This window comes from Hymenobacter ginkgonis (assembly GCF_009755225.1).
Lineage (GTDB): Bacteria > Bacteroidota > Bacteroidia > Cytophagales > Hymenobacteraceae > Hymenobacter > Hymenobacter ginkgonis.
Genome location: NZ_WQKZ01000002.1, coordinates 1,283,215 through 1,305,074, shown reverse-complemented (window position 1 = coordinate 1,305,074; position 21,860 = coordinate 1,283,215). Strand labels below are relative to the sequence as shown.

The 21,860-nt window shown below is 58.3% G+C and carries 18 protein-coding genes and 1 riboswitch; of the genes, 9 read left to right on the top strand and 9 right to left on the bottom strand.

What is annotated here, in order from left to right; translation table 11 throughout:
- Positions 1-2: 2 nt before the first annotated feature.
- Complete coding sequence (locus GO988_RS11305; protein WP_157565270.1) at positions 3-263, bottom strand: hypothetical protein; 261 nt, start codon at positions 261-263, stop codon at positions 3-5.
- Positions 264-307: 44 nt separating this feature from the next.
- Positions 308-598 carry a hypothetical protein gene (locus GO988_RS11300; protein ID WP_157565267.1) on the bottom strand — a complete coding sequence of 97 codons (291 nt, stop codon included), beginning with the start codon at positions 596-598 and terminating at the stop codon, positions 308-310.
- Between the two features lie 78 nt (positions 599-676).
- Between GO988_RS11300 and GO988_RS11295 the strand changes: the two genes are divergently transcribed.
- The 6 genes from GO988_RS11295 to GO988_RS11270 all read left to right on the top strand — a co-directional run bounded on the left by GO988_RS11295 (position 677) and on the right by GO988_RS11270 (position 5,422).
- Positions 677-1,213 carry a helix-turn-helix domain-containing protein gene (locus GO988_RS11295; protein ID WP_157565265.1) on the top strand — a complete coding sequence of 179 codons (537 nt, stop codon included), beginning with the start codon at positions 677-679 and terminating at the stop codon, positions 1,211-1,213.
- Between the two features lie 30 nt (positions 1,214-1,243).
- Positions 1,244-1,570: a hypothetical protein gene (locus tag GO988_RS11290; protein ID WP_157565262.1), complete on the top strand. Its 327-nt coding sequence runs from the start codon at positions 1,244-1,246 to the stop codon at positions 1,568-1,570.
- 34 nt (positions 1,571-1,604) lie between these two features.
- A complete protein-coding gene (locus GO988_RS11285) occupies positions 1,605-2,147 on the top strand; it encodes a hypothetical protein (protein ID WP_157565260.1) in 543 nt (180 codons plus the stop codon).
- A gap of 31 nt (positions 2,148-2,178) precedes the next feature.
- Entirely contained in the window at positions 2,179-2,730 is a 552-nt protein-coding gene (locus tag GO988_RS11280; protein WP_157565258.1) for a DUF4468 domain-containing protein, read from the top strand.
- 105 nt (positions 2,731-2,835) lie between these two features.
- Positions 2,836-4,062, top strand: a complete 1,227-nt coding sequence (locus tag GO988_RS11275; RefSeq protein ID WP_157565256.1) for a tetratricopeptide repeat protein — start codon at positions 2,836-2,838, stop codon at positions 4,060-4,062.
- 25 nt (positions 4,063-4,087) lie between these two features.
- Complete coding sequence (locus GO988_RS11270; protein WP_157565254.1) at positions 4,088-5,422, top strand: phage integrase SAM-like domain-containing protein; 1,335 nt, start codon at positions 4,088-4,090, stop codon at positions 5,420-5,422.
- Positions 5,423-5,709: 287 nt separating this feature from the next.
- On the opposite strand, the gene GO988_RS11265 is transcribed toward GO988_RS11270, so the two are convergent.
- Complete coding sequence (locus tag GO988_RS11265) at positions 5,710-7,053, bottom strand: voltage-gated chloride channel family protein (protein ID WP_394351221.1); 1,344 nt, start codon at positions 7,051-7,053, stop codon at positions 5,710-5,712.
- Positions 7,054-7,113: 60 nt separating this feature from the next.
- Positions 7,114-7,186: riboswitch (Fluoride riboswitch) on the bottom strand.
- Between the two features lie 462 nt (positions 7,187-7,648).
- Here GO988_RS11265 and GO988_RS11260 point away from each other — a divergent pair.
- The 3 genes from GO988_RS11260 to GO988_RS11250 all read left to right on the top strand — a co-directional run bounded on the left by GO988_RS11260 (position 7,649) and on the right by GO988_RS11250 (position 9,836).
- Entirely contained in the window at positions 7,649-8,158 is a 510-nt protein-coding gene (locus tag GO988_RS11260; protein ID WP_157565252.1) for a hypothetical protein, read from the top strand.
- Between the two features lie 262 nt (positions 8,159-8,420).
- On the top strand, positions 8,421-9,437 hold the full coding sequence (locus tag GO988_RS11255; RefSeq protein WP_157565250.1) for an NAD(P)/FAD-dependent oxidoreductase: 1,017 nt from the start codon (positions 8,421-8,423) through the stop codon (positions 9,435-9,437).
- An 81-nt stretch (positions 9,438-9,518) separates the two neighbouring features.
- Positions 9,519-9,836 carry a 2Fe-2S iron-sulfur cluster-binding protein gene (locus GO988_RS11250; protein ID WP_157565248.1) on the top strand — a complete coding sequence of 106 codons (318 nt, stop codon included), beginning with the start codon at positions 9,519-9,521 and terminating at the stop codon, positions 9,834-9,836.
- Positions 9,837-10,096: 260 nt separating this feature from the next.
- Here GO988_RS11250 and GO988_RS11245 read toward each other — a convergent pair whose 3' ends face one another.
- From GO988_RS11245 to purH, 6 genes are all read right to left on the bottom strand, one after another.
- Positions 10,097-10,735 carry a hypothetical protein gene (locus GO988_RS11245; RefSeq protein ID WP_157565246.1) on the bottom strand — a complete coding sequence of 213 codons (639 nt, stop codon included), beginning with the start codon at positions 10,733-10,735 and terminating at the stop codon, positions 10,097-10,099.
- Positions 10,736-10,911: 176 nt separating this feature from the next.
- Positions 10,912-17,064, bottom strand: a complete 6,153-nt coding sequence (locus GO988_RS11240) for an alpha-2-macroglobulin family protein (protein WP_157565244.1) — start codon at positions 17,062-17,064, stop codon at positions 10,912-10,914.
- A 137-nt stretch (positions 17,065-17,201) separates the two neighbouring features.
- Positions 17,202-17,729: a hypothetical protein gene (locus GO988_RS11235; RefSeq protein ID WP_157565242.1), complete on the bottom strand. Its 528-nt coding sequence runs from the start codon at positions 17,727-17,729 to the stop codon at positions 17,202-17,204.
- Positions 17,726-18,742, bottom strand: coding sequence for a rod shape-determining protein MreC (gene mreC, locus GO988_RS11230; protein WP_157565240.1), 1,017 nt, complete (start codon positions 18,740-18,742; stop codon positions 17,726-17,728). The genes GO988_RS11235 and mreC overlap by 4 nt, the downstream gene beginning before the upstream one ends.
- Before the next feature lie 166 nt (positions 18,743-18,908).
- The gene (locus GO988_RS11225; protein ID WP_157565238.1) at positions 18,909-19,934 is read right to left on the bottom strand and encodes a rod shape-determining protein; all 1,026 of its coding nucleotides are present in this window, start codon (positions 19,932-19,934) and stop codon (positions 18,909-18,911) included.
- 256 nt (positions 19,935-20,190) lie between these two features.
- The gene (purH, locus tag GO988_RS11220) at positions 20,191-21,729 is read right to left on the bottom strand and encodes a bifunctional phosphoribosylaminoimidazolecarboxamide formyltransferase/IMP cyclohydrolase (protein ID WP_157565236.1); all 1,539 of its coding nucleotides are present in this window, start codon (positions 21,727-21,729) and stop codon (positions 20,191-20,193) included.
- Between the last annotated feature and the right edge of the window lie 131 nt (positions 21,730-21,860).

Sequence of the window (21,860 nt, the reverse complement as noted above, 5' to 3'; positions counted from 1 at the left end):
GACTAGGCGACCTGCATCTGGTTAGCGGATACTTCCAGAAAGCGACTGTAGCGGCTGCGGCGCTTGATTTCGCCGGCCAGCACCAAGGGCGTTTCTTCCCGAAAGCGCGGATGCTGGGCCGCGATTTCGTGCAGGCGGCGCTCCAGCTCCTGCAAGGGGGTAAGCATCACGAGTTGCGGGGGCAAGTGGTCGCGCAGCAGTTCGTGCATATCGCGGATGCAGGGTTTGCCAGCCGGCGGTGCGGGGGTCGTGTTCAGGTGCATGGGCGTGAGAAGTGAGAGAAGTGAGAGAGGTAAAAGGATAGATTTTATAAGCTGGCTTCTTGGAATAAGCTCGCGTCAACGACAGCCGGCGCCGTAGGCGCTGGCAGCAGATTATCAGGAATGGAGTAGGTGGGCAGGATGACGCGCACTAGGTCAATGAGCCAGGTTAAGTGCACATTTCGCCCAAAGCGCACGGCCATCAATTGCGACGACGTGGCCTCATGACCACCGCGCACCATCGCGTCGATGGCCTTAGTATTGGCGGTAAGGTCTTCGCACACCAGCGCCATTAGCTGGTAGTACTTCATCCTATCGGTACTGAGCGGTGTGGTCATGGTGTGATTGACACTGTTCGCCCTGCCTGGCCTTTCTTGCAGGTGCGTTGACTTGTCTTGTCACAAACATACGCCGCCATGTTCAATCTGGATACTCCATTGAACATATTAATCAGCTTTGAGAAACCAGAAATGGAGCAAGTGCCTATTGGTCAGCGCCTAAAAATTTTGATATCCGCTCTAGACTTGAAGGTCAGGACGTTCGCTCAAACCCTTGGTGTGAGTGAAACCACTGTGCGCAATTATCTAGAACGTGGATCTAAGCCTAGTTCTGACTTTCTGGAGAATATTCTAACCCACTTTGAACATACCAATCCTGTTTTTCTACTCACCGGCAAGGGTGAGCCTCTTTTCCCACCCACGAACGAAAACAAACTTGAATCTGCCCCAAACCAAAAATTTTTTCGCAGTCCAGTAATTGGCAATAACCAAGGAACTGCGAATCAGCAGCAACATATTTATAGTGCTGAGCTTGACAGCTTGAAAAACCAGTTATTACTAGCTGAGAAAGATGTGGAAAGTCTGCGTGCTCAGCTCCAGATGAAGGATGCGCTTCTTGCTTCCAAAGACGAAACAATCACTCTATTAAGAGTGGCATTTAATCGCCCTACCTAACCCCACGAATAGACATCTCCTATGTATTTCATGACTCGCGTTGTGCTGCACCGAATTGATGACAGCGAAGATTATACTGACCTGCATTCTCAAATGGAAAGCCGCGGGTTCAGCAGAATAATAGTTGGTTCTGATGGTAGACGTTATCGATTGCCACCAGCCGAGTATGTACTGGTTAGCGATACGCTTAATCGTGAAAATGTTAAAAAGCTTGCAGAAGCTGCGGTAGCAGAAGTGATGAAGGATGAGACTACTTACATCAAAAAAGCCAATAAGGAACCTAGCATAATGGTGACCAGCGGCGATGGCGTTTCATGGAGTGGATTAGTTCAGGTTTTCGCCTCTTCGAAGAGGTGAAAATCACGCGCCAGCCACAATTGCCCTAACTGTTATGCCAGCTGCACAAATACGTGTTTCAATGGAAGAGAAGTATGCTTGGGCACGTCAGGCTAATGACGTTGTACAGGAGCAAACTCGTCTTTATCATTCGGTCAATGCCAAAGAGGATGATCCCAACGACCTATCTGAGGCTAAGCAGGCCTTTTGGTCTTTTCTACAAGCATACCAGCAGATTAGATTCTACCACGGAGTTTGGATGAAGCAAATAAATAAGCCAGGCAAAGCCACTGCTGAGCTTGACAAATGGAAAGCCTTATTTCTGACTCCTGAACAGATTCAAGCTTGGGATTTACTAAACCAACTACGTAATCAAGATACCCACGACAGCCCAGTTCTACCTGATATAAAGGCCATTCCGCAAGTACTAAGTGTAAATGGAAGCGCAATTCTCATAAACGGTCACTTGGTAGGCATGGGGCATAGCAAAAACCTAGTAATAAGCATTGCTAATGACGACCATAGGCTAGCTCACCTTACTGCTACAAATCTGCTCCTTTTGCGGCAGTTCATAGACACATTCGATCAAGTTCCTTAAGCTCAGCTGAAAAGCCATCCCACCCAAACTAATGTTCAAACCTTTACTAATAAGCAGTCTACTGGCCCTATCCTTTAGCGCCAGCGCCCAAACTGCCCCCGCAGGCCCCCTTCCACTCAGCGCCGAAACCCATCGCATTACCTATACCGACGTAGTAGATGTGCCTGGTGCTACCAAAGATGAGCTATACACCCGCGCCAGCGAGTGGTTTGCCAAAACTTACAACAGTGCCAACAATGTGCTGCAAATGCAAGACCGCACGGCTGGCCAGCTAGTGGGCAAGCCAGTACTCGCAACCACCGTGCGCAGCCTCGGGGCAAACTATCCTGCCGGCATCGTGAAATACACTATCTCGGTTTACCTAAAAGACGGTAAATACAAGTATGAAATCACTGACTTGGTTCACGATGCAGTTGGTAGCAAACTGTGCAGCGTAGGACCGCTGGAAAATGAAAAAACTGGCTGTATGTCAATGACTAAAGGACAGTGGAATGAGATTAAGGCTCAGACCGACCGCTCTATGCAATCGTTGGTAGCTAGCCTCACTACCGCTCTTTCCAAAAAAGCAGCTAGCGATTTTTAATATGTTGCCGTCGACTCACATTCATCTTTGAAGTCAATAGCATTGCATAATGTATAGTGGCAGATAGAACCTTATAAGATTTATTACTAAAATGCACTAAGCATTATGGAACATCTAAAAACTACTAAAGAATTACAGAACTCCCTTTTTGAGCAACTTGAATTTCTTAGAAGCTCATGCCAGCTTTACGATGCGGGCAATTCTTCCGAAGCAATCCGTATGGCTGTAATTCTACGAGTGTTATTATCTGACCCTGAATCAGGTAGCAGAAGCAGAAGTCAGAGCTTACTTACTCAACTAGGATTAAAAGATAATATTAATTACTATTCTATTTCACCCATTCCAGATAAAAGAAGTATAATATTTAGTTCTTTAATAATGGCTTTTACAAATGGAGCATCTTCATTTATGCCTAATTTATCAATTCCAACCATAGAGTTAAACTTCAAAGATTGGTGGAATTCATTTGTATCAATTACTGATGCAGCAAAGTTAACAAGGTCTTTATTGATAAAATCACTAGCTGACAAAGATGGCGGTGCTCACGTAGACCCTTCTATAAAAGACGATTATGCAGAGGCCACACAAAATAAAGGTTTCGCATTTCAAATAAAAACTGCTAAATCAGGTGAACCAATCGATGTATCTGGCGATGAATTTGTAGATTTTGATGAAATAAGGCATTTCATTTATCTGAGACAATTCGCGCATGAAGTACTTTGCACATTTGACTTGAAAATCGGATTAGTAAAAGTATTCGATTACGTCTCTACAATTACTAAAATTAGCATTCAAGATAGAGCACAGGAAATCATAAAAATACAAGACGAAGACGAGCGAGAAATAGCAATACAAGAACTTAATTCTACATATCCCAATCACACTAGTTTATCAATTATAAAGTCTAATATTTATTACGCCACAAAAAAATATAATAAAGCGAAAATCATTTTAGAGGCGTTAATAAAAGCAGAACCGAATAATTTATATGCGCACAATAATTATGCTATACTACATAATTTTCACTTTAATGACCCTCAAAAAGCAATTCATCATTATGAAATCGCATTGAGGGACGACAAGCATAATATAGATAGTCACCGAAATTATGCCATATTACTTGCCCAGTCAGGGCAATATTATAAATCAAAAACACAATTTGAGTACACACTAAAACTTCATCCAAATTATGCACCGACTCACTACGGCTACGCTATATTATTAAAGGATTATTTGAATAACCCAGAAAAAGGCAAGCACCATTACTTAAGAGCATGCGAATTGGATGCTCAGCACAAAACCCCACAAAACGATATGGCCTTTGGAGTATAAGTGGCTTACTAAGAAATAATTATCCATGAAAATCACCCGTCAGTTGCGCACTGACCGCATAGCGGCCGACGGAACCGCGCAGATTCAACTTATTATCTGGTGGGAGGGCAATCGGGTTAAATTAGGCACTGGCACGGTAGTGCGCCCAGAACACTGGGACGCTGACAACCACCAGGTGCGGGCCGTGCGCGGCACTCCGCATGCCAGCATCAATCCACGCCTCAACCGGGCCCACGAGGCAGCGGAGAGCGCGTTGGAAACTGCTCGTAAAGAGGGCCGCAAACTGCCTGTGCTGGAACTGAAGGCCGCCGTGCAGGCATCCCTCAGCCTCACGCCCGTAGTCGAGCCAGTGCCGGCAGCGCAGGCGCAGGCCACCGACTTCGAAAGCTTGCAGCACGAGTGGATGAAGGAGCACATCAACCGGCCCCGCGGTCGCAGTGGCAAACCACTGAGTAAAACGGCTCAAGCCGGGTTCAAGGCTACATTGGAGCGGTTTCTAGCGTACCAGAAAGCGCGCCAAATTGCCCTACGCATCGAGGAGCTGGACCTGGCTTTTTACCAGGACTTTCGCACCTACATGCTCGATGAGCTAGGCCAGGGCGTCAACACCTTTGGCAAGCACATCAGCAGGCTCAAAACCTTCCTCAGCTGGGTCGAGCTGGAGAAAGACCTGCCGGTGCACCGGCACTACCGGAAGTTTGTAGCCTCGACCCAGAAAGGCCAAGTAGATGCGCTTAGCGAAAAGGAGCTGCATCAAATTGCCGACCTCGACTTCAGCGACGCGGCCACTCGAGAGCAGCTAGGCCTGCTGCGCGTAGAGCTAGGCCGCAGCACGGGTCACCATCAGGACGCCGACTCCTGGGAAGCCTGGATTGGCCACGTGGAGCTAGCCCGTGATAAATTCCTTCAGTGTTGCTACACCGGCCTGCGCATTAGCGACGCGAACCGGGCCGCCTGGCAGCACGTGCGCGGCAACCTCATCGTGCTCGACAACATCGCCAAGAGCGACGTGACGGTGTACATCCCGTTTTATGACGACTCGCTGTTTAGGCCCGTCGAGCTGGCCGAGCGGTATGAGCACCGCACCCTATTCGACCTGCTCGTGCCGGAATGCTACAGAGCGAATGAGTTTTTAAAAGTGGTGCAGCGCTTGGTGAATTTGACCAGGCTAAACCTTACGACCAAGATTGGCCGCAAAACATTCGTGACCCTCAAGCTCTACCAGGGCGTGCCAGCGCGCTCAATTATGCAGGCTACCGGCCACCAAACTGAGGAAGCCTTTAACGCCTATGTGGGCGTGGACGAGTTGGAATTGGTGCAGCAGTTTATGCGCAAGTCGCCCCGCAAGCGAGCGGCCTAGTGGGGGCGATTTTGGGGTCGGTTTTTATGCCACCTCACGCTATGCCATGCTAAGCCACGCAGCAGGAATTTACTCTCTCGCCAAAAACGGCTGCGTGGCTTAGCATGGCTTAGCATGGCTTAGCATAAACATGGACCTTATACGACCACAGAAAAGGCCCTCACAGCAATGTGAGGGCCTTTTTTTGCTTTAGGAGGCTAGCTTACCGAACAGGCCTTGCCTTTGGCGCGGCAGTGCCTACCCCCTTCTAAAACGTCGAGGCCCACCAAGTATAAGGGCCCGGCGCCTCAGGTCTGGGCTTTGCGGCCCGTGGCGGCCGGCCGCCGCTGGCGATGGGCTGCAATATTGCTCAGCAACTGGCCCTGCTCGCGGCCGAAGCGCAGGTGCTTAGCCTGGCCCACTACCTGCGCCGAGTAGATGCCCGCGTGCCCCGAAAACAAGTAGGCCACCACGCAGGCCAGCCCTAGGTAGGCCCCCGCCTGCGCGCCAAACAGTTCTAGCCCCATCAGCGTGCAGGCCAAGGGCGTATTGGCCGCGCCCGCAAACACGGCCACGAAGCCCATGGCCGCCAGTAGCGCCACCGGCAGCGGCAGAACCAGCGCCAGCGCCGAGCCCAGCGTGGCCCCGATAAAAAACAACGGCGTGACTTCGCCCCCCTTGAAGCCGCAGCCCAGCGTGAGGGCCGTGAGCACTAGCTTGATAAGAAAATCCTGCGGGGGTAGCGGTGCTTGAAATGCCGCCACGATGGTAGGCACACCTAGCCCAATGTACTTGGTGGTGCCCAGCGCCCACACGGCCAGCGCTACCAGCGTGCCTCCCACTACCGGCCGCCATGGGGGGTAGGCAATGCGCCGAAACAGGTGCGCCAGCAGGTGCGTGAGCGAGGCAAAACCGCGCGCCACCAGGCCAAACGCCAGCCCGGCCCCCACCGTGAGTAGCAGGCCCACCACCGTGATACCGGGCACTGCCAATTGCGGGTAATGCGTGTGCCCAACGCCCCAGGCCTTAGTCACGAGGTCGGCGCCGATGGCAGCCAAAAAGCTGGGTACCAACGCGTCGTAGCGAATGCGGCCAATCAAAAATACTTCGAGCCCAAACACGGCCCCGGCCAGCGGGGTGCCAAACACCGACGCAAACCCCGCGCTAATGCCCGCGATGAGCAGCAGCTTGCGGTCGCGTGGGCGCACCCCTAGCCAGCGCGTGAGTTGGTCGGCTAGCGTGCCGCCGAGTTGCACGGCCGTGCCCTCGCGCCCCGCCGAGCCGCCAAACAGGTGCGTAGCCAGCGTACCAAAAAGCACGAGCGGCGCCATGCGCAGCGGAATGGTAGCCCGCGGCTGGTGAATTTCGTCTAGCAGCAGGTTGTTGCCCCGCACCACGCTTTCGCCCCAGTAATGGTAGCTGGCCCCCACCAGAAAGCCGCCCACTGGTAGCAGCCAGATAACCCAGGCATGGGCCTCGCGCCAGGCCGTAACCCAGTCGAGCGCCCGCAGAAACCCGGCCGACGCCGAACCTACCAGCACGGCCACAGCCGCACAAATCAGCAGCCAGCGGCCCAAAAACAGCACGTAGGGGGTTTGCTCGAAGCCGAGTAGCGGCCGAAGAAACCGGAAGCGGGTAGCACGAAAAGCCACGGGCAAGGAGCGTTAAAAGCCAACAAAAAAACCTACGCGCCGCAGGCTAGGTAGCCCGTAGGTGGCGTAGGAATCATTAGCTCAAAGCCGGGGCCTTGGCGGTTCACGGTGGAAATCCATCACCGAAGGTAAGGGAGTTTTAACGCGGCACGCAGTAAATTGTTTAGCTCAGCTTTCTGACTGAATGGGGGTAGGGCTGCCGCCCAGCGGTGCGTACTGGTTGGTTGCTACTAATGGGCCGGCCTAGGAAATAGGTGGCGCAGTTCTTTAACGGAAGCAGACGGAAAGCTCCTTACCCCCAAAACCCGCGTTGAGCGGGGCCGAAAAGCAGGAACGCGCGCTATTTGGCTCGCCACCATCCGGCAGCTACTCGCACGGTTCTTGCTTTCCAAGTAGAAAGCTCAACCTCTGCTTCACCGGTCAAAGCTGCGGTAGCCAGGGCAACAAAGATTTCTTACTCCTGCTTGCTGCTTTGCTGGGCTACTGCCTTAGCCCCTACCCCCTTGCTTGGCCAGTGGCTTGGCCTTGGCGGCATCCGAGCGAGCAGGTTCTCCGTTTAATCTCCACTGTATTATCTGTTCTTTTACTTACTGTCATGAAAAAACCCTTACTCCTTGTGATAGCTCTGGCGGCTTTGGCCTCGTGTCGCGAATCGAATATGGCCACTCAGAGCTCGCCTACTACGGGCGCGGCGGCCCGCATTATGCGCTACGATACCACTTTTATTAAAATTGCCCAGCGCACCCGCGCCTTCCGCTACGTGGCCGACCTGCGGGTGGGCAACAAGTCGCAGGTGACGATTCCGGTTGAAATCGACTGGACGTCTACTGTGGGTGGGGGCTGCCCACAGGTGGCGTCCATCCAAGTGTATCAACTGAACGGGGGCGACCGCCGTACTGGCCTCAGGGCCAGTGTAGTGCGCGATGCTACTTGCCGGCCCGGCCTGCAGCCCGATGGCACTATGGGTACTGCCACGGGCGCGGCCATGCTCAGCATCACGGGCGAGTCGAAGGAAACCAAGTTTTTCACTACCACCAAGTGCCTGCTCACCGGCCTCGGCTACCACGATTCGCTGAGCTACGACAACGTATCGGCCCGCCGCTAGCACCTAGCCCTACCCCCCTTACTCGCCCCGGCCTATTGCAGGCCGGGGCTTTTTGGTGCAGCCTAGTGGCCCCGATTGGTTGGCAATCAGCACCGGAAAGGTTGGGAAAACCCGAATCATCCTAGGTTATCGGGTGTTGTAAATAAGCTGGTTGAGTAGCTTTTGCGCGCCAGCAGGGGTAGTACTTGCGAGTGGGCGTGCCGGGCGCGGGCGGGTCTACCGTATCTTTGTAATCATTCTAAAGAATCAAGCTTTTTCCTGAATGTCTGCTGTCATTTCCACCGATATCTGTATTGTCGGCGCCGGCCCGGTGGGCCTTTTCGCCGTGTTTGAAGCTGGTTTGCTAAAGTTGCGCTGCCACGTGGTGGATGCCCTGCCCCAGCCCGGCGGCCAGCTCACCGAAATTTACCCGAAGAAGCCGATTTACGACATTCCTGGTTTTCCGGAAGTGCTGGCCGGCGACTTGGTGGATAATCTGATGAAGCAGATTGAGCCCTTCCACCCCACCTTCACGCTGGGCGAGCGCGTCGAGCGCTTTGCGAAGCTCGACGACGGCTCGTTTCAGCTCTATACTACCGATGGCACCGAAATTCAGTGCAAGGCGGTGGCTATTGCGGGCGGCCTGGGCTCGTTTGAGCCGCGCAAGCCGGCTGTAGAAAACCTCGAGCGCTTTGAGGGGGGTAAGGGCGTGCACTACATGGTACGCGACCCCGAGCACTTCCGCGATAAGAAAATCGTGATTGCCGGCGGCGGCGATTCGGCCCTCGACTGGACGAATTTCCTGGCCAACGTAGCGTCGGATGTGACGCTCGTGCACCGCGGCACCACGTTCCGCGGCGCCGCCGACTCGGCCGAGAAAGTGCAGAAGCTGCACGAAGCCGGCAAAATCAAGCTCGTGCTCAGCAGCAACGTTACGCACCTGCACGGCAACGGCCACTTGGAGCAAGTAACCATCACGGCCAACTCTGGCGACGCCGAAACCGTGCCGCTCGACCACTTCATCCCGCTGTTTGGCCTCACGCCCAAGCTTGGGCCCATCGGCGATTGGGGCCTGGAACTGGACAACGACGCGGTAGTGGTAAACACGTTGGACTACAGCACGTCGCTGCCCGGCGTGTACGCCATCGGCGACATCAACACCTACCCGGGCAAGCTGAAGCTTATTTTGTGCGGCTTCCACGAAGCGGCGCTGATGTGCCAGGGCGCGTTTAAGTACATCTACCCCGACAAAAAATACACGCTCAAGTACACAACGGTGAACGGGGTGCCAACCTTATAGCCCAAGTACAGTAGACAGTGCGCGGAAGGCAGAATTATCGAGCCGATAATTCTGCCTTCTTTTTTAACCCTTATTTACCCTATGTCCGACGATATCCGCATCTACGTGGAGGAAGCCCCCGGCCAGCGGCGCGAGCTGGAAGCGCCTACCGACATGGGCCTGAGCCTGATGGAGCTGCTCAAGGCCAACGACTACCCCATTCAGGCTACCTGCGGCGGTATGGCGCTGTGCGCCACTTGCCACGTGGAAGTACTGGCCGGCCCGGCCATTCCTGAGCCCAGCGACGACGAGTGGGCGATGCTCGATACGCTGCCCGTGCTGCACGAAACCAGTCGCCTCAGCTGCCAGATTCGCCTCGCTCCCCGCCTCGATGGGCTGGTGGTGCGCGTGGCTGGCTAGCTAGCTTCCTACCCCCCTGTTTTACTTGAGCACTCAACTGAATGTGTAGGTCAACTCAGCTGAAACCCGCTAAAACGTCCTGCTGAGCCTGCCGAAGCATCTCTACCGCACCACGCCCCCCCCAATAGCGCGGTAGAGATGCTTCGGCAAGCTCAGCAGGACGTTTAGGTTCATTTCTTCGTTTTCTCCTACCCCGCTTTCACCAAAAAGGCCCGGCATTGCTGCCGGGCCTTTTTGGTGACTTATAATTTTAATAATACTTAGCGGCGGTGCTTGTGTTTGGTAGTAGCTGTTTTGGTTTTAGTCTTGGTTTTGGCCTTAGCGGCCGCCGTGTGGTGCACGGTTTTCTTGGTGGTTTCCTTCTTGGTTTTGTGGGTAGTGGCTTTTTTGCTGCTGTGGTGCGCGCTGGCTTTTTCGGCGGTGTGGCGCTTGGCCTTGCTGCTGTGAGCGGCTTCTTTGGTGCGGCTGGCTTTGCTCGACTTGCTGCTGCGGCGGGCTTCGGCACGGCGCTCAGCGCGGGCTTCTTCGGCGCGCTCTTCGCGCAGCTTGGCGCGGCGGGCGGCTACCCAGGCGGCGTGGCGTGAGGCCTTCGAGCGGCCAGCTTCGTGGGCGACGGCTACCGTCTCTTCGGTGCGCGGGTCGGGAGCGGCCTCGTTGTAATGCGCTTCGGCGTCGGTTTCGGGCGCCGAGGTATTCAACTGCTCGGCCGAGGCGGTGGGCTTGGGCATTTCGGCGGCCTTCTTGCGGCGCACCGGCATTAGGAAGTCACGCTCGGCCCGCTCGCGAATGCTCAGGCTTTCTTCGCCCGGCAGCTTGGTAACGGAAGGGTTTTTATCAGCTTGGGCCCAGGCGGCGGAAGTGGTCAGCGACAGGGCAAATAATACTACTAGCTTCCTCATTTATAACTTACTGAATAATTTAGAAAAACAAAAATAGGGGCCAGCCCCCACCCGCACAAGCTGAGCCAGTGCCCCGCTTAAGGCGCTACCCCCCTCGGCCACAGCCAGCTGGCGCTCACCAAACAGTGCCAGTGATTGTTGCGGCCAAGGGGGCCAACGTGCCTGTTGCCACCGGGTTATTGTGGCGCGACCGTGAGTCGCTGCCCCGCCGAATTGGCCCCAAACTCGGGAGCATACAGGCACTGCACCTGGCTGAGACCACCCGAAAAATTACCCGCTTGGCTGGCGCGCAAGCGGTACTCGAATACGTGGGTGCCGCGCGGCACGGTGCTCAGAAAGAAGTTGGTAGCCGCATCGCGGGGGCTCTCGTAATAGCCCAGGCCGTTTTGGTAGCGGTAGCCGCTCGTCTGGCTTAGGGGTTCGAGGCCGGCGGCGCGCTGGTCTTTAAGGTGCACGTATTCGAGCTCGCGGTCGGTGCGCAGCACCAGGCGTACTACCAGCGCCTCGCCTACATGGAGGGGGGTAGCAGCCGTGATGCGCGTAAGCTGCGGGCCCGCCGCCGAGGGCGTTTCGCGGTACAGTTCACGCTCAAGGCTGAGGGGGGTAGCGGCGGGCGTCACCTTATCCAGGTCCTCAAAATACTGCCAGTAGAGGGTGCCCCAGGCCACGCCCGCATCAGCTTTCGTAACAGTTACCCGGCCCTGAGCAGGCTTGATATCGGCTGCCAGCCAGCTGGTTTTGAAGTAGCCGGTGCCGGCTTGGCTAGTCTCGGGCTTAACTTTTTCGCCGCCCACGCTACTTTGTATCGGCTGCGGGGTGGCCAGCCAGTCGGTGCCGCGCAGCAGCAGGGCGTAGCAGGCATCGGCGGTGGCGCGGGTGCTTTCCCAGTTGTGGGTTTGCTTATGGGCCAGCAGCCAGAGCTTCATCTCGTCCACCGACTTTTGGTCGTTTTTGACCTCGTCGAAGGCTTCGATGAGCGTGGCCTGCGTTTCGGTGGGCGCCTCGCGCCAATAGTAGCCGCCGCGCACGTCCTTCCAATACATGCCCAGCTCGGGCGAGTGGAGGGCGTTTTCAGCCAGCGCACGCAGGATTGCCTGAGGTGCAGCGGCCGTCTTATTTTCCCGGAATAAGGCCAGCGCTACTTGCGCTTGTAGGTAGCGCGTTTGGGCAAGCCAGTAGGTGGCCGCCTGGCCGCGGTAGTAGGCGTAGGCGGCTTTGGCGCTGGCCAGCATGGCCGGCTGCGGCCAGAAGCTGCGCGCATATAGCGCCTGAATTTGCAAGTCGCCGAGGTGGTTGTCGGCCAGCTTCACGTTGTTTTGCTGGCGCAGCAAGGTGTAGTCGCGGGCCGTGGTGGCGTCGAGGTAGCCGAGCGCATTTTGCAGAATAGTGCGGGCGGTAGCGTCCTGGCTGGCGTCGAAGGCATTGAGCTTCTTCAGCTTGCCAAAACCCGCCACAATAAGCTGCGTGATGTAGCGGTCATCGGGCATTTTCTCGAACCACGGGAAGGCCCCGCTCCCCCCCTGCATCTGCTGGAGCTTGGCCAGAGCGCGGGCCGTTTCGCCTTGCAGGCGCGTTTCGTCAAACAGCGTGCTGAGGCGGGCCAGGCGCTCGGTTTCGCCCTGGGCATCGCGCACCCACGGCGTTTCCTGCAAGAGCAGGTTTTTGAGTTCCTGGTTTTGCGCTAGCTTGCTGGCGAGGGCATTTTTCTGGGTGGCGGTACCGCTCTGGGCTTGGCGCGTCCACTCGGCCAGTACGGCTTTAAAGCGCGGATTGGACTTCAAAATCTGCGCTGCCAACAAGTTGGCATACAAGCGGCTGAATACCTGTTCGGCGCCCTCATACGGGTATTCCATCAGGTAGGGCAGGCTCTGCACGGCGTACCAGGCGGGGTTGGCCGTCATTTCTAGCGTCAGCGAGTAGTTGCGGCGGGTCGGGCTGCTGGTGCTGGTCAGTTTTTTCAACTCAAACTCCTTGGTGCCGGGGCCAACGATGGGCAGCGGTAGGCTTTCGGTGATGAGTAGGCGGTTGAGCAGCACAGGGAGCGTGTTTTCCTCGCCGTCGGAATAGGTAGCCCCTACCCCTGCTTTTTGAATTGAGGTGCCCTGACGCTTGCTTCTGCGGCCCTTATCAGTTGGCTGCCCGCTGCCCACGGCGGCTTGGCTTTGCGCCACAACCCGGTAGGTAACGGCGGTCGGTGCAAAATCGGGGGGTAGGCTCAAGCTCCAGCCCAAAGCAACGCTCCGGTGCGGCGCGGCGGCCACCGCTTGCTGAGCATCGCCTTTAAGCAGCTGGCTGGTAATATCTTGACCCGTAGCCGCGTCGAGCAAAAACAGTTGGGCCGTACCGCTGACGGGCTTATCGGTGAGGTTTGAGAATTTGGCCGGGAACGTGAACGTGTCGCCGGGCCGGAGGAAGCGCGGCGCGTTGGGCGAAATCTGGATTTCTTTCTGCGTCACAAGCTGGCGGGCGAGCTGGCCAGCGTGCAGGTTTTTGTCGTGGGCCAGGGCCAGCAGCTGCCAGCGCGTCACGGCCTCGGGCAGTTGAAATTCGAGCACGAGGTCGCCGTTTTTATCCGTGCGTAGGGCCGGCTGCCAGAAGGCCGTTTCGCGGAAATCGGACCGGGTAGGCACGGTGCTGAGGTCGGGCGCGGGCGCTTTGGGCGTGCCGTAGCCAACGGCTACGACTTCGTTCAGTTGCTTGGCGTCAGCACCGATGGCGCGGGCGCCCCGAATCATTACGCGCGGGCTAGCGCTGGGCGCGGCCATTGACACAGCACCCGTCACGTCCGTTCTGACTTTGTACTCTACCACTTCCTGCACTACCTGCTCCTTATCCGACAGGCTAAGCTTGAGCGATGGATACCGCACCGCCGCTTGCTCCGCAACCGCCAAGCCAGCAGCCATTTCCTGCGAATACAGCGACCCAAAACTCCCTTGCCAGCCAAAACGCGCCGGGTAATAATCACCACCAAAGTTGAGCTCACTAAAGCTGTGCCGCCGGAAAATATCCAGGCTCTGGTCGTAGAGCGTGGCCACCAGCTCGGCGTCGGCCGCGCGGCCATTGGCCTGGCGGATGGTAACGCGCCAAGTCTCCTTTTGGCCGGGTTGCAGCCGGTCGCGGAAAGTGCTGATGGCGAGCTGCAATGACTGCGGCTTTTCGGCTACTTGCACCGTGGCATCGTGGCGGTAGAGGTGGTTGTCGCGCACCTGCGTAGTGTGGATGTAGAGCGGGCCTGAGGATGCAGCCGGGCCACTTTCGATAGTGAGGCGGCGCTGCTCGTTGGCGCTCAGCGTCAGCCACTCGTGGCGCAGGAGTTGGCCACCGCGCTCCACTTCGAGCAGAATGCGGGCACCGGCATCGCTGCTCCCCAGCAGCACCGTGGCGGGCTGGCTGGGCGCCACACTGTCGGCGGGTGCCACAAACCAGTCGGGCGTGGCGAAGGGGATAGCCGTGGCCCGCGAATCATAGAAGGTGAAGTCGAGGTGCGCCCGCGCCGAGTCGGCGCCAGTGGCCTGGGCTTCGAGGCGGTAGCGGCCGGTGGGGGCGTCGGCCAGCAGGCCGGTTAGGTCGAGCGCGGGGCCGTTTTTGGTATCAAATAATTGCGTTTTGACCAGAGTCGGCGCCAATTCATTGTCTTCCGCTTCGGATACGGGGCCGGGCACCCCAGCCGGATTGGGACGAAAATGGCGAGCCAGCAGGCGCAGCACCCCCGCGGCAGGCAGTGGCTCGCCGGTGGCATTGGTGCCTAGCAACGTGAAGGGGGGTAGGGCCTGGCGGTCGGCCGTGGCGGGGCCCGTAATAGCCAGGCTCAGCGGGTTGCGGCCAATGGGGAAGCTCCGGCTGGCGCTGCGCGTTTCGCCGGCCGCGTCGGTTATATCGGCCGTTATTTCAAACAGGTAGCCCGGCTCCCAGCCCCGGCGCGCACCCGGCACGCGGGGCACCACGGGCGGCGTAAAGGTGAGGCTGAAGCGGCCCTCAGCATCGGTGGTGGCGGTGCCGTGAGCGATTTCCTGGCTGCCGCGGCCTGGCCCCGGCCGCGAGATACCGCGCCCGCCGAAGCCGTAGTCGAGCAGCCACAGCTCGCGCCGCGTGACGCGGTACTGCACCGTGGCGCCGTCGGTGGGCTGGCCGGCGTAGGCGCGGGCCCTACCCCCCACCGTAAGCGGCTGGCCCAGTTGTGGCCGGCCAGGCACCGAGTCGAGCGTTACCAAAAAAGTCGGCCGCTTGTAGTCCTCCACCGCAAAGCTGAGGCTACCGTCGTCGGTTTGCAGGCTCATTTCGCCGTTGAGCAAGCCCGCTGGCAGCACCACTGAACCGTGAAAAGAACCAAAATCAGAAGTGGTGAAGGGCAGCGTTTGCACGGTCTGGCCATTCACATCGACCAGTCGCACGCTCACCGGCTGGCCGGTAAGCAAGCTGTTTTTGCCGCTCAGCGTTTGGGTTACGATTCCCTTGAAATACAGCGTTTGCCCCGGCCGGTAAATGGCGCGGTCGCTGAATAAAAACGCGTGGCGCTGGGCGGGAGCATCGGCACTAGGCCGGGGCTGGTAGTAGCCGTTCACATTGCGGAGCAGCAGCGTATCGGGGCCGCGCCACACGCGCACGCTGCTCAGAATTTCAGTAATCGAGATGCTCCCGGCAGTTCTTATTTCCGTGGGCGTTAGCAGGGGCGCTTCGCCTGCGGCATTCGTTTGCACCACCGACCCCAGGCGGTCTACCTGCTTGTTCAGCTGGCGGTCGTAGTGGGTATAAATAGCTTGGGCGCGCACATCGGCTAGCAGCGCGCCGGTTTGGCGCTGCAACACCAGCAGCTGCGTGGCACCGGTATCGACGTCGCGCCGGTTGAGGGCGCTCAGCTCGCTGGCGCCCACCACGGCATAAGCGGCCACGTCGCCGGGCTGCTGCCGGGTAGGGCTGGCCGCTTGGTTGCTGAGCACCACCAGGTAGTAGCCGATGGGCAGCGGCGCGCCGGCAGCGGCCAGCTTTTGCTCCTTATAATCCAAGGGCGACGCTGGCACGGGCACTCCCCAAGTAGCAGCGGGCGCGGCTTTGAGGGCGCGGGCAAAGCGCTGGGGTAAGGTCCGATTGCGCTCGTCGTACTGGCTAAAGTTGCGCCACTCTTGCAGCGTAATACGGTAAGCCCAAGCCTGTAGGGCGGTCACGTTGCGCGCTGTGATATCGAAGCGCCAGGGCTGGCCGGGTACAACTACATCGGCGGCCACAAAGGCTAGCTCGGGGCGCTCTACCTGCTGGCGCAGCGTGCGGGCTTGTGCCGCGCCGCGCGATTTGGGAAACCGCGCTTCGGCTTCGCGAGCGAGCTGCACGGCGGCCACGTTGTGGCCGGCTTCGCGCTGGGCCTCGGCGTGGCGAGCGATAAATTCCGTGCTGAGGGGTAGGGCTTTATACGTTTCGGCCAGGCGTACCAGCATCGGCTCATACAGGCTGGCCAGGTCGGTGCCCACTGTGAGGCCGCGCAGGTAGTCGAGGCGCTGCAAGTCCACATCGGCCAGAGCGGCGGGGTTGGTGGCGGCCAGCGGCAAGCGCGCGGCCGTGAGGCGCTGCAACAGGCGCAGCACGTGCAGCTGGCCACTCAGCGAGTCGGCGGCTGGGCCCGTCAGCTTCAGCGCCGCAAATTCTTGGGCACTGCCAAACAGCTTGGGGTCAGTCGCTTGAAACTGCTGCTCAGGCTTCGTGATGTACAGTTCTTGGTTTTGCAAGCCCGCGATGGCGCGCTGAGCCAGCAAATCGTAGAGCGTGGGCCGCAGCTGGCGGCCTTCGGCGTCGCCGCCAGCCGCCAGGTCGCCGAGGTCGGCCAGAGTAGTTTTCAATTGCCGCTGGGGTTCATCTTCCACCGACAACTCGTAGTGCTGCACAATGGCCGCCCCCAGCCGGCGGGCGTCCCAGGCGGCGAGGGTAGTGCCGCCGTCGGCGCCGCTGGGCTGGGCGCTGGCGGTGGGGGTAGCGCCCGCCGTGCGCTGGTAAAGCTGGTAGCGGTGCTGGTTGTAGTAGTTGGCGTATAGCTCGGCCAGCAGCGAGTGTATAATAGGCCGGGCCGGAAACTGCGCCGTTTTTACATCGCTTTCGAGTAGGGCAATGGCTTTCTCGTCGGCGTCGTCCTGCTTGGCTTGCAGCAGCCGTATTTTGTAGAGCAATGCCCGCACATAAGCCGGAGAGTTGTGGGTCTTTTTGGCTTGCTGGTAAATTTTTTCGACCAGCGGCGCGGCACTGGCCGTGAGGCCTTTTTTCAGCAAGCCGTCAATCTTTGTCCACTGCGCCGCGAAGGGGGTAGGCGGCCCCGGCGCGGCCGAATCGGCGAGCAAGACAGTCATCAGCAACAAGCAACAAAGCAGGACGATACGCATATCTAGTGGGCCAACCGGCCTTATTTTCCTGTTAAAGATGCCAGAACCGGGCCAACTGCACACGCTTTTGCATAGTGCAGGCCCGCAAAGCCCGCGCTGTATCCCTACCCCCTGCCCCGCCGCACGGGGAAAAATAGTAGCTGCACTATCAGCATGGCCACGCTGGTGAAGGCGATGCTAGCCAGAATGCGCGTGAGCGTGAGCCCAAAGTGGCGGAACGAGCCCAGTTCAAGCAGGAAATACGCCAGGTGGTGCAGGCCTACGAGCAGCAGCAGGTACACCATAAACCACTGCCAACCCATCTGGTGCACATTCACGCTGTCCTGGGCGTCGTAGCCGTCGCGCGGCGTGAGCAGGCGCAGCACCCAGGGGCGCAAGTAGGCCAGCAGCACGGCCGCTGCGGCGTGCAGCCCGCCGGTATCATAGGTAATGTCCATGGTCAGGCCCATGGCGAAGCCCAGCAGTAGCTGCACCGCTACCGGCGTGCCGAGCGGCAGAAAGAGCAAAAAGCCCAGGTAGAAAAAGCACCAGCCCCGGTCGAACAACGACAACTGGCTGATGAGCAAGATATAAGCCCCGGCATAGAGGCCATAGCGCAGCAGCTGCCGCACCAGCATTCCAACTACACTCATCGCGGGGGGTGTTTAGGGACAACTAATTTGGGCGTAGGCGGCTCGGGCGCTACCACGCTGGCTTCGAGCGAATCGCGCTCGGCGCGGGGGCGGTTGTGCACCACGTACACGTAGGTAAGGCGGCTGAAATCGGTCCCCAACCGCAAGGTTACAGTCCAGAAGTTCTTGTCCGGCTCCTTCACAAACGACTCGACGGTGCCAATAAACACGCCTTCTGGAAACACCGCGTTGTAGCCCGACGTCACCACCGTATCGCCGCGCACCAGCCGGTTTTGGCGCGGAATGTAGTCGAGCAGCATGTGGCTGAAATCATCGCCCGGCCACTTCACGCTCCCAAAGGTGCCGTCGCGCTTAATCTTGGCGGCCACCGCCGACTTCGAGTGCAGCACCGACGTGACGGTGGCGTAGTGCGCGCTCACGGCCTTCACGCGGCCCACAATGCCGGCGGCGCTTAGCACCCCCAGGCCCGGCTCTATGCCATCGGCGGCGCCTACATTCAGTGTCAAGTAGTTATCCACACTGCGCAGTGAATTGTTGATAACTCGCGCCGGCACGAGGGGGTAGGCAACATCCTGAGCGGCCAGGCGGGCGCCGCCCAGCAGCAGCGTATCAGGGCGGGGCGCCGCTGGTTTTGGCTTAGCGTTTTGGGCCAGTAGCCCTACCCCCGGCACTGCCCCCAACGGCCGCAAGTGCCGGTAGATGACGTGCCCTAGCGTGTCGCGGCCCACGGGCAGCGAGTCGGCTTCGCGGTGCGCAAAGTCGGGCGGAAACAATTGCTGGCGCAGGCGGGCATTCTCGGTCAGCAGCTGCTTGTTAAGGTCAGTGAGCCGGAAGTAGTCCGATATTTCCTTGCGGCGGGCCAGTACCACGCCCAGGTAAGCATTGGAGGAGTTGAAAAACGCCGCTCGCTGGTAGGTGCTGTTCGTAACAAACAAAAACAAACTCACAACTTCCAGCAGCACAAAGAGCATAACTCCCTGGTAGCGCAGTAAGAAAGCAATGAGGTTACGCATGAAAACTAGGCGAGCTACTTAAACTCGTTTGTCATTGCGAGGAGGAACGACGAAGCAATCTTTCCTTTCGCCCGCGCCGTTTAGCTAGTGCGAGCGTTAAGGAAGGATTGCTTCGTCGTTCCTCCTCGCAATGACAAACGAATTGGTTGGTAAGCGAATAGGTTGATTACGTTAGCAGTACGCCGCGGTAGGCTTGGATGTCTTTGATGGCCTTGCCGGTGCCGCGCACCACGGCGCGCAGCGGGTCTTCGGCAATGTGGATGGCCAGCTTGGTTTTGGCGGCCAGGCGCTTGTCGAGGCCGCGCAGCAGGGCGCCGCCGCCAGTGAGATGAATGCCGTTTTCGTAGATGTCGGCCGACAACTCGGGCGGGCTGATTTCCAACGCCTTGAGCACAGCTTCCTCGATTTTGGCCACCGACTTGTCGAGCGCAATCGCAATTTCCGACGACGTCACCTTAATCACCTTCGGAATGCCCGTCATCAAATCGCGGCCGCGCACCTCGTAGTCGGGCGGCGTAATGTCGAGCTCAGTAAGGGCCGCGCCCACTTCGATTTTGATGCGCTCGGCCGAGCGCTCGCCAATCAGCAGGTTGTGCTGGCGGCGCATGTAGTCGAGAATATCCTGGTTGAACACGTCGCCGGCCGTCTTGATAGACTGGTCGCAGACGATGCCCGAGAGGGCAATAACGGCGATTTCGGTCGTGCCGCCCCCGATGTCGATTATCATCGAGCCGATGGGCTGCTCCACGTCGATGCCGATGCCGATGGCGGCGGCCATCGGCTCCTGAATCATCCACACTTCTTTGGCGCCGGCGTGCTCGGCCGAGTCACGCACGGCGCGCTTTTCTACTTCCGTAATGCCGCTCGGAATGCAAATAACCATGCGGTGCGAGGGCTGAAACAGCCGCTTGCGGGTGTCGATGAGCCGGATAAGGCCCTTTATCATCTCCTCGGCGGCGTGGAAGTCGGCAATAACCCCGTCCTTGAGCGGCCGGATGGTCTTGATGTTATCGTGCGTCTTCTCGTGCATCTGCTGGGCTTTGCTGCCCACCGCAATTACCTTATTAGTAGTACGGTCTTTGGCGATGATGCTCGGCTCATCCACCACAATCTTGTCATTATGAATGATTAGCGTATTGGCAGTGCCCAGGTCAATGGCAATGTCGCTGGTCAAAAAATTGAAGAACCCCATTTAGATAGCGCAGCGCGAAATAGTAGGCTGGTAGTAATAAGCAAAGGTACGATAGAACGCAGCCGTAATAAGTACAGTACTCGGCCCTACCCCCACTTTGCAGCCGAGCCGCCCACGGCAGCACGCGTCAGGCACGAAAAAGAACGGCCTGCTGAGCTTGTGGAAGCATCTCTATCGCTTCGTTGAGTGAAGCGAAGCGTAGAGATGCTTCCACAAGCTCAGCAGGCCGTTCTGGCAAATCTGAAACGGCTTTAGCTTAGTGTTTGAAGTGGCGCACGCCGGTCAGCACCATCGCTAGGCCTAGGCGGTTGCAGGCATCAATGCTATCCTGGTCTTTGATGGAGCCGCCGGGCTGCACCACGGCGCGCACGCCGGCCGCCGCCGCAATCTCGACGCAGTCGGGGAAGGGAAAAAACGCGTCCGACGCCATCACGGCGCCGTGCAAGTCGAAACCGAAGCTGGCCGCCTTCTCGATGGCCTGGCGCAGGGCATCGACGCGCGAGGTTTGCCCTACCCCCGACGCCAGCAGCTGGCCCGGCCGAGCCAGCACAATGGTGTTGCTCTTGGTGTGCTTGCAGATTTTGTTGGCAAACTCCAGGGCCGCTACCTCGTCGGGGGTAGGGGCCGACTCCGTGACGGTGCGGAAGTCGGGGGCCGTCTCGATTTGCAGGTCGGCATCCTGCTCGATGAGGCCGTTGAGCAAGGTCTTCACCAGCTTAGCAGGGAACTCGACGGGCTTCTGGCGTAGCAAGATGCGGTTCTTCTTGCTTTGCAGCAGGGGTAGGGAATCGGCGGCGAAGCTGGGCGCAATAAGTACTTCAAAAAAGAGCTTGTTTAGCTCCTGCGCGGTGGCCGCGTCCACTTCCTGGTTCACGATGATGACACCACCGAATGCCGAAACCGGGTCGCAAGCCAAGGCATTTACGTACGCATCGTGCAGATTTTCAGCTTGAGCCACGCCGCAAGCGTTGGTGTGCTTGAGAATGGCCACGGCGGGCGGACCGCCCGCAAACTCGCGCATGAGCTGCACGGCGGCGTCCACGTCCACGAGGTTGTTGTAGCTCAGCTGCTTGCCGTGCAGCTGGTCAAACAGCGCCGTGAGGTCGCCGTAGAACGTGCCGGCCTGGTGGGGGTTCTCGCCGTAGCGAAGGGGGGTAGCCAGACCCGCAGTGCTGGCCGGCTGGCCAGCCGCAGCCAAGCTAGTGCCCTGGCTCACGTACTTGAAAATCTCGGTGTCGTAGTGGCTGGTAGTGGCAAAAGCGGCGGCGGCGTAGTGGCGGCGGTCTTCCAGGCTGGGGCTGCCGTTGTTGTCTTCCAGCAACTTAGCAATGGCTTCGTACTGGTCGCGCGAGCTGACCACGAGCACGTCGCGGTAGTTTTTAGCGGCGGCGCGCAGCAGCGCAATGCCGCCGATGTCGATTTTCTCGATTACGTCGGCCTCAGGGGCACCGCTAGCCACGGTTTCCTCAAAGGGATACAAATCGACCACTACCAAGTCGATCGGTGGAATGCCGTGCTGCTCGGCCTGGGCCAGGTCGCCGGCTTCGTGGCGGCGGTGCAGAATGCCGCCGAATACCTTAGGATGCAGCGTTTTGACGCGGCCGCCAAATACTTCGGGAAAGCCAGTGAGGTCTTCTACGGCGGTTACTTCAGCGCCTTGCTCTTCCAAAAACTGCTGGGTGCCGCCAGTCGAGTAGAGCGTGACGCCCAGGCGGCGCAACACGGCAACAAGGGGGGCCAGCCGGTCTTTGTGATACACGGAAAGCAGGGCGGCGCGAATGGGGCGAGCGGGCATAGCAACGGGGGTTTGGGGGGTAGAAAACTGGGCAGCAAGCACCGCTTGCCACCACCCCGCCCGGCCAACCGCCGGCGAGGGTTTGGCCCGGCAAAGGTAGCCCGCCCAGCGGGGGGTAGGGCGGCTTCTAA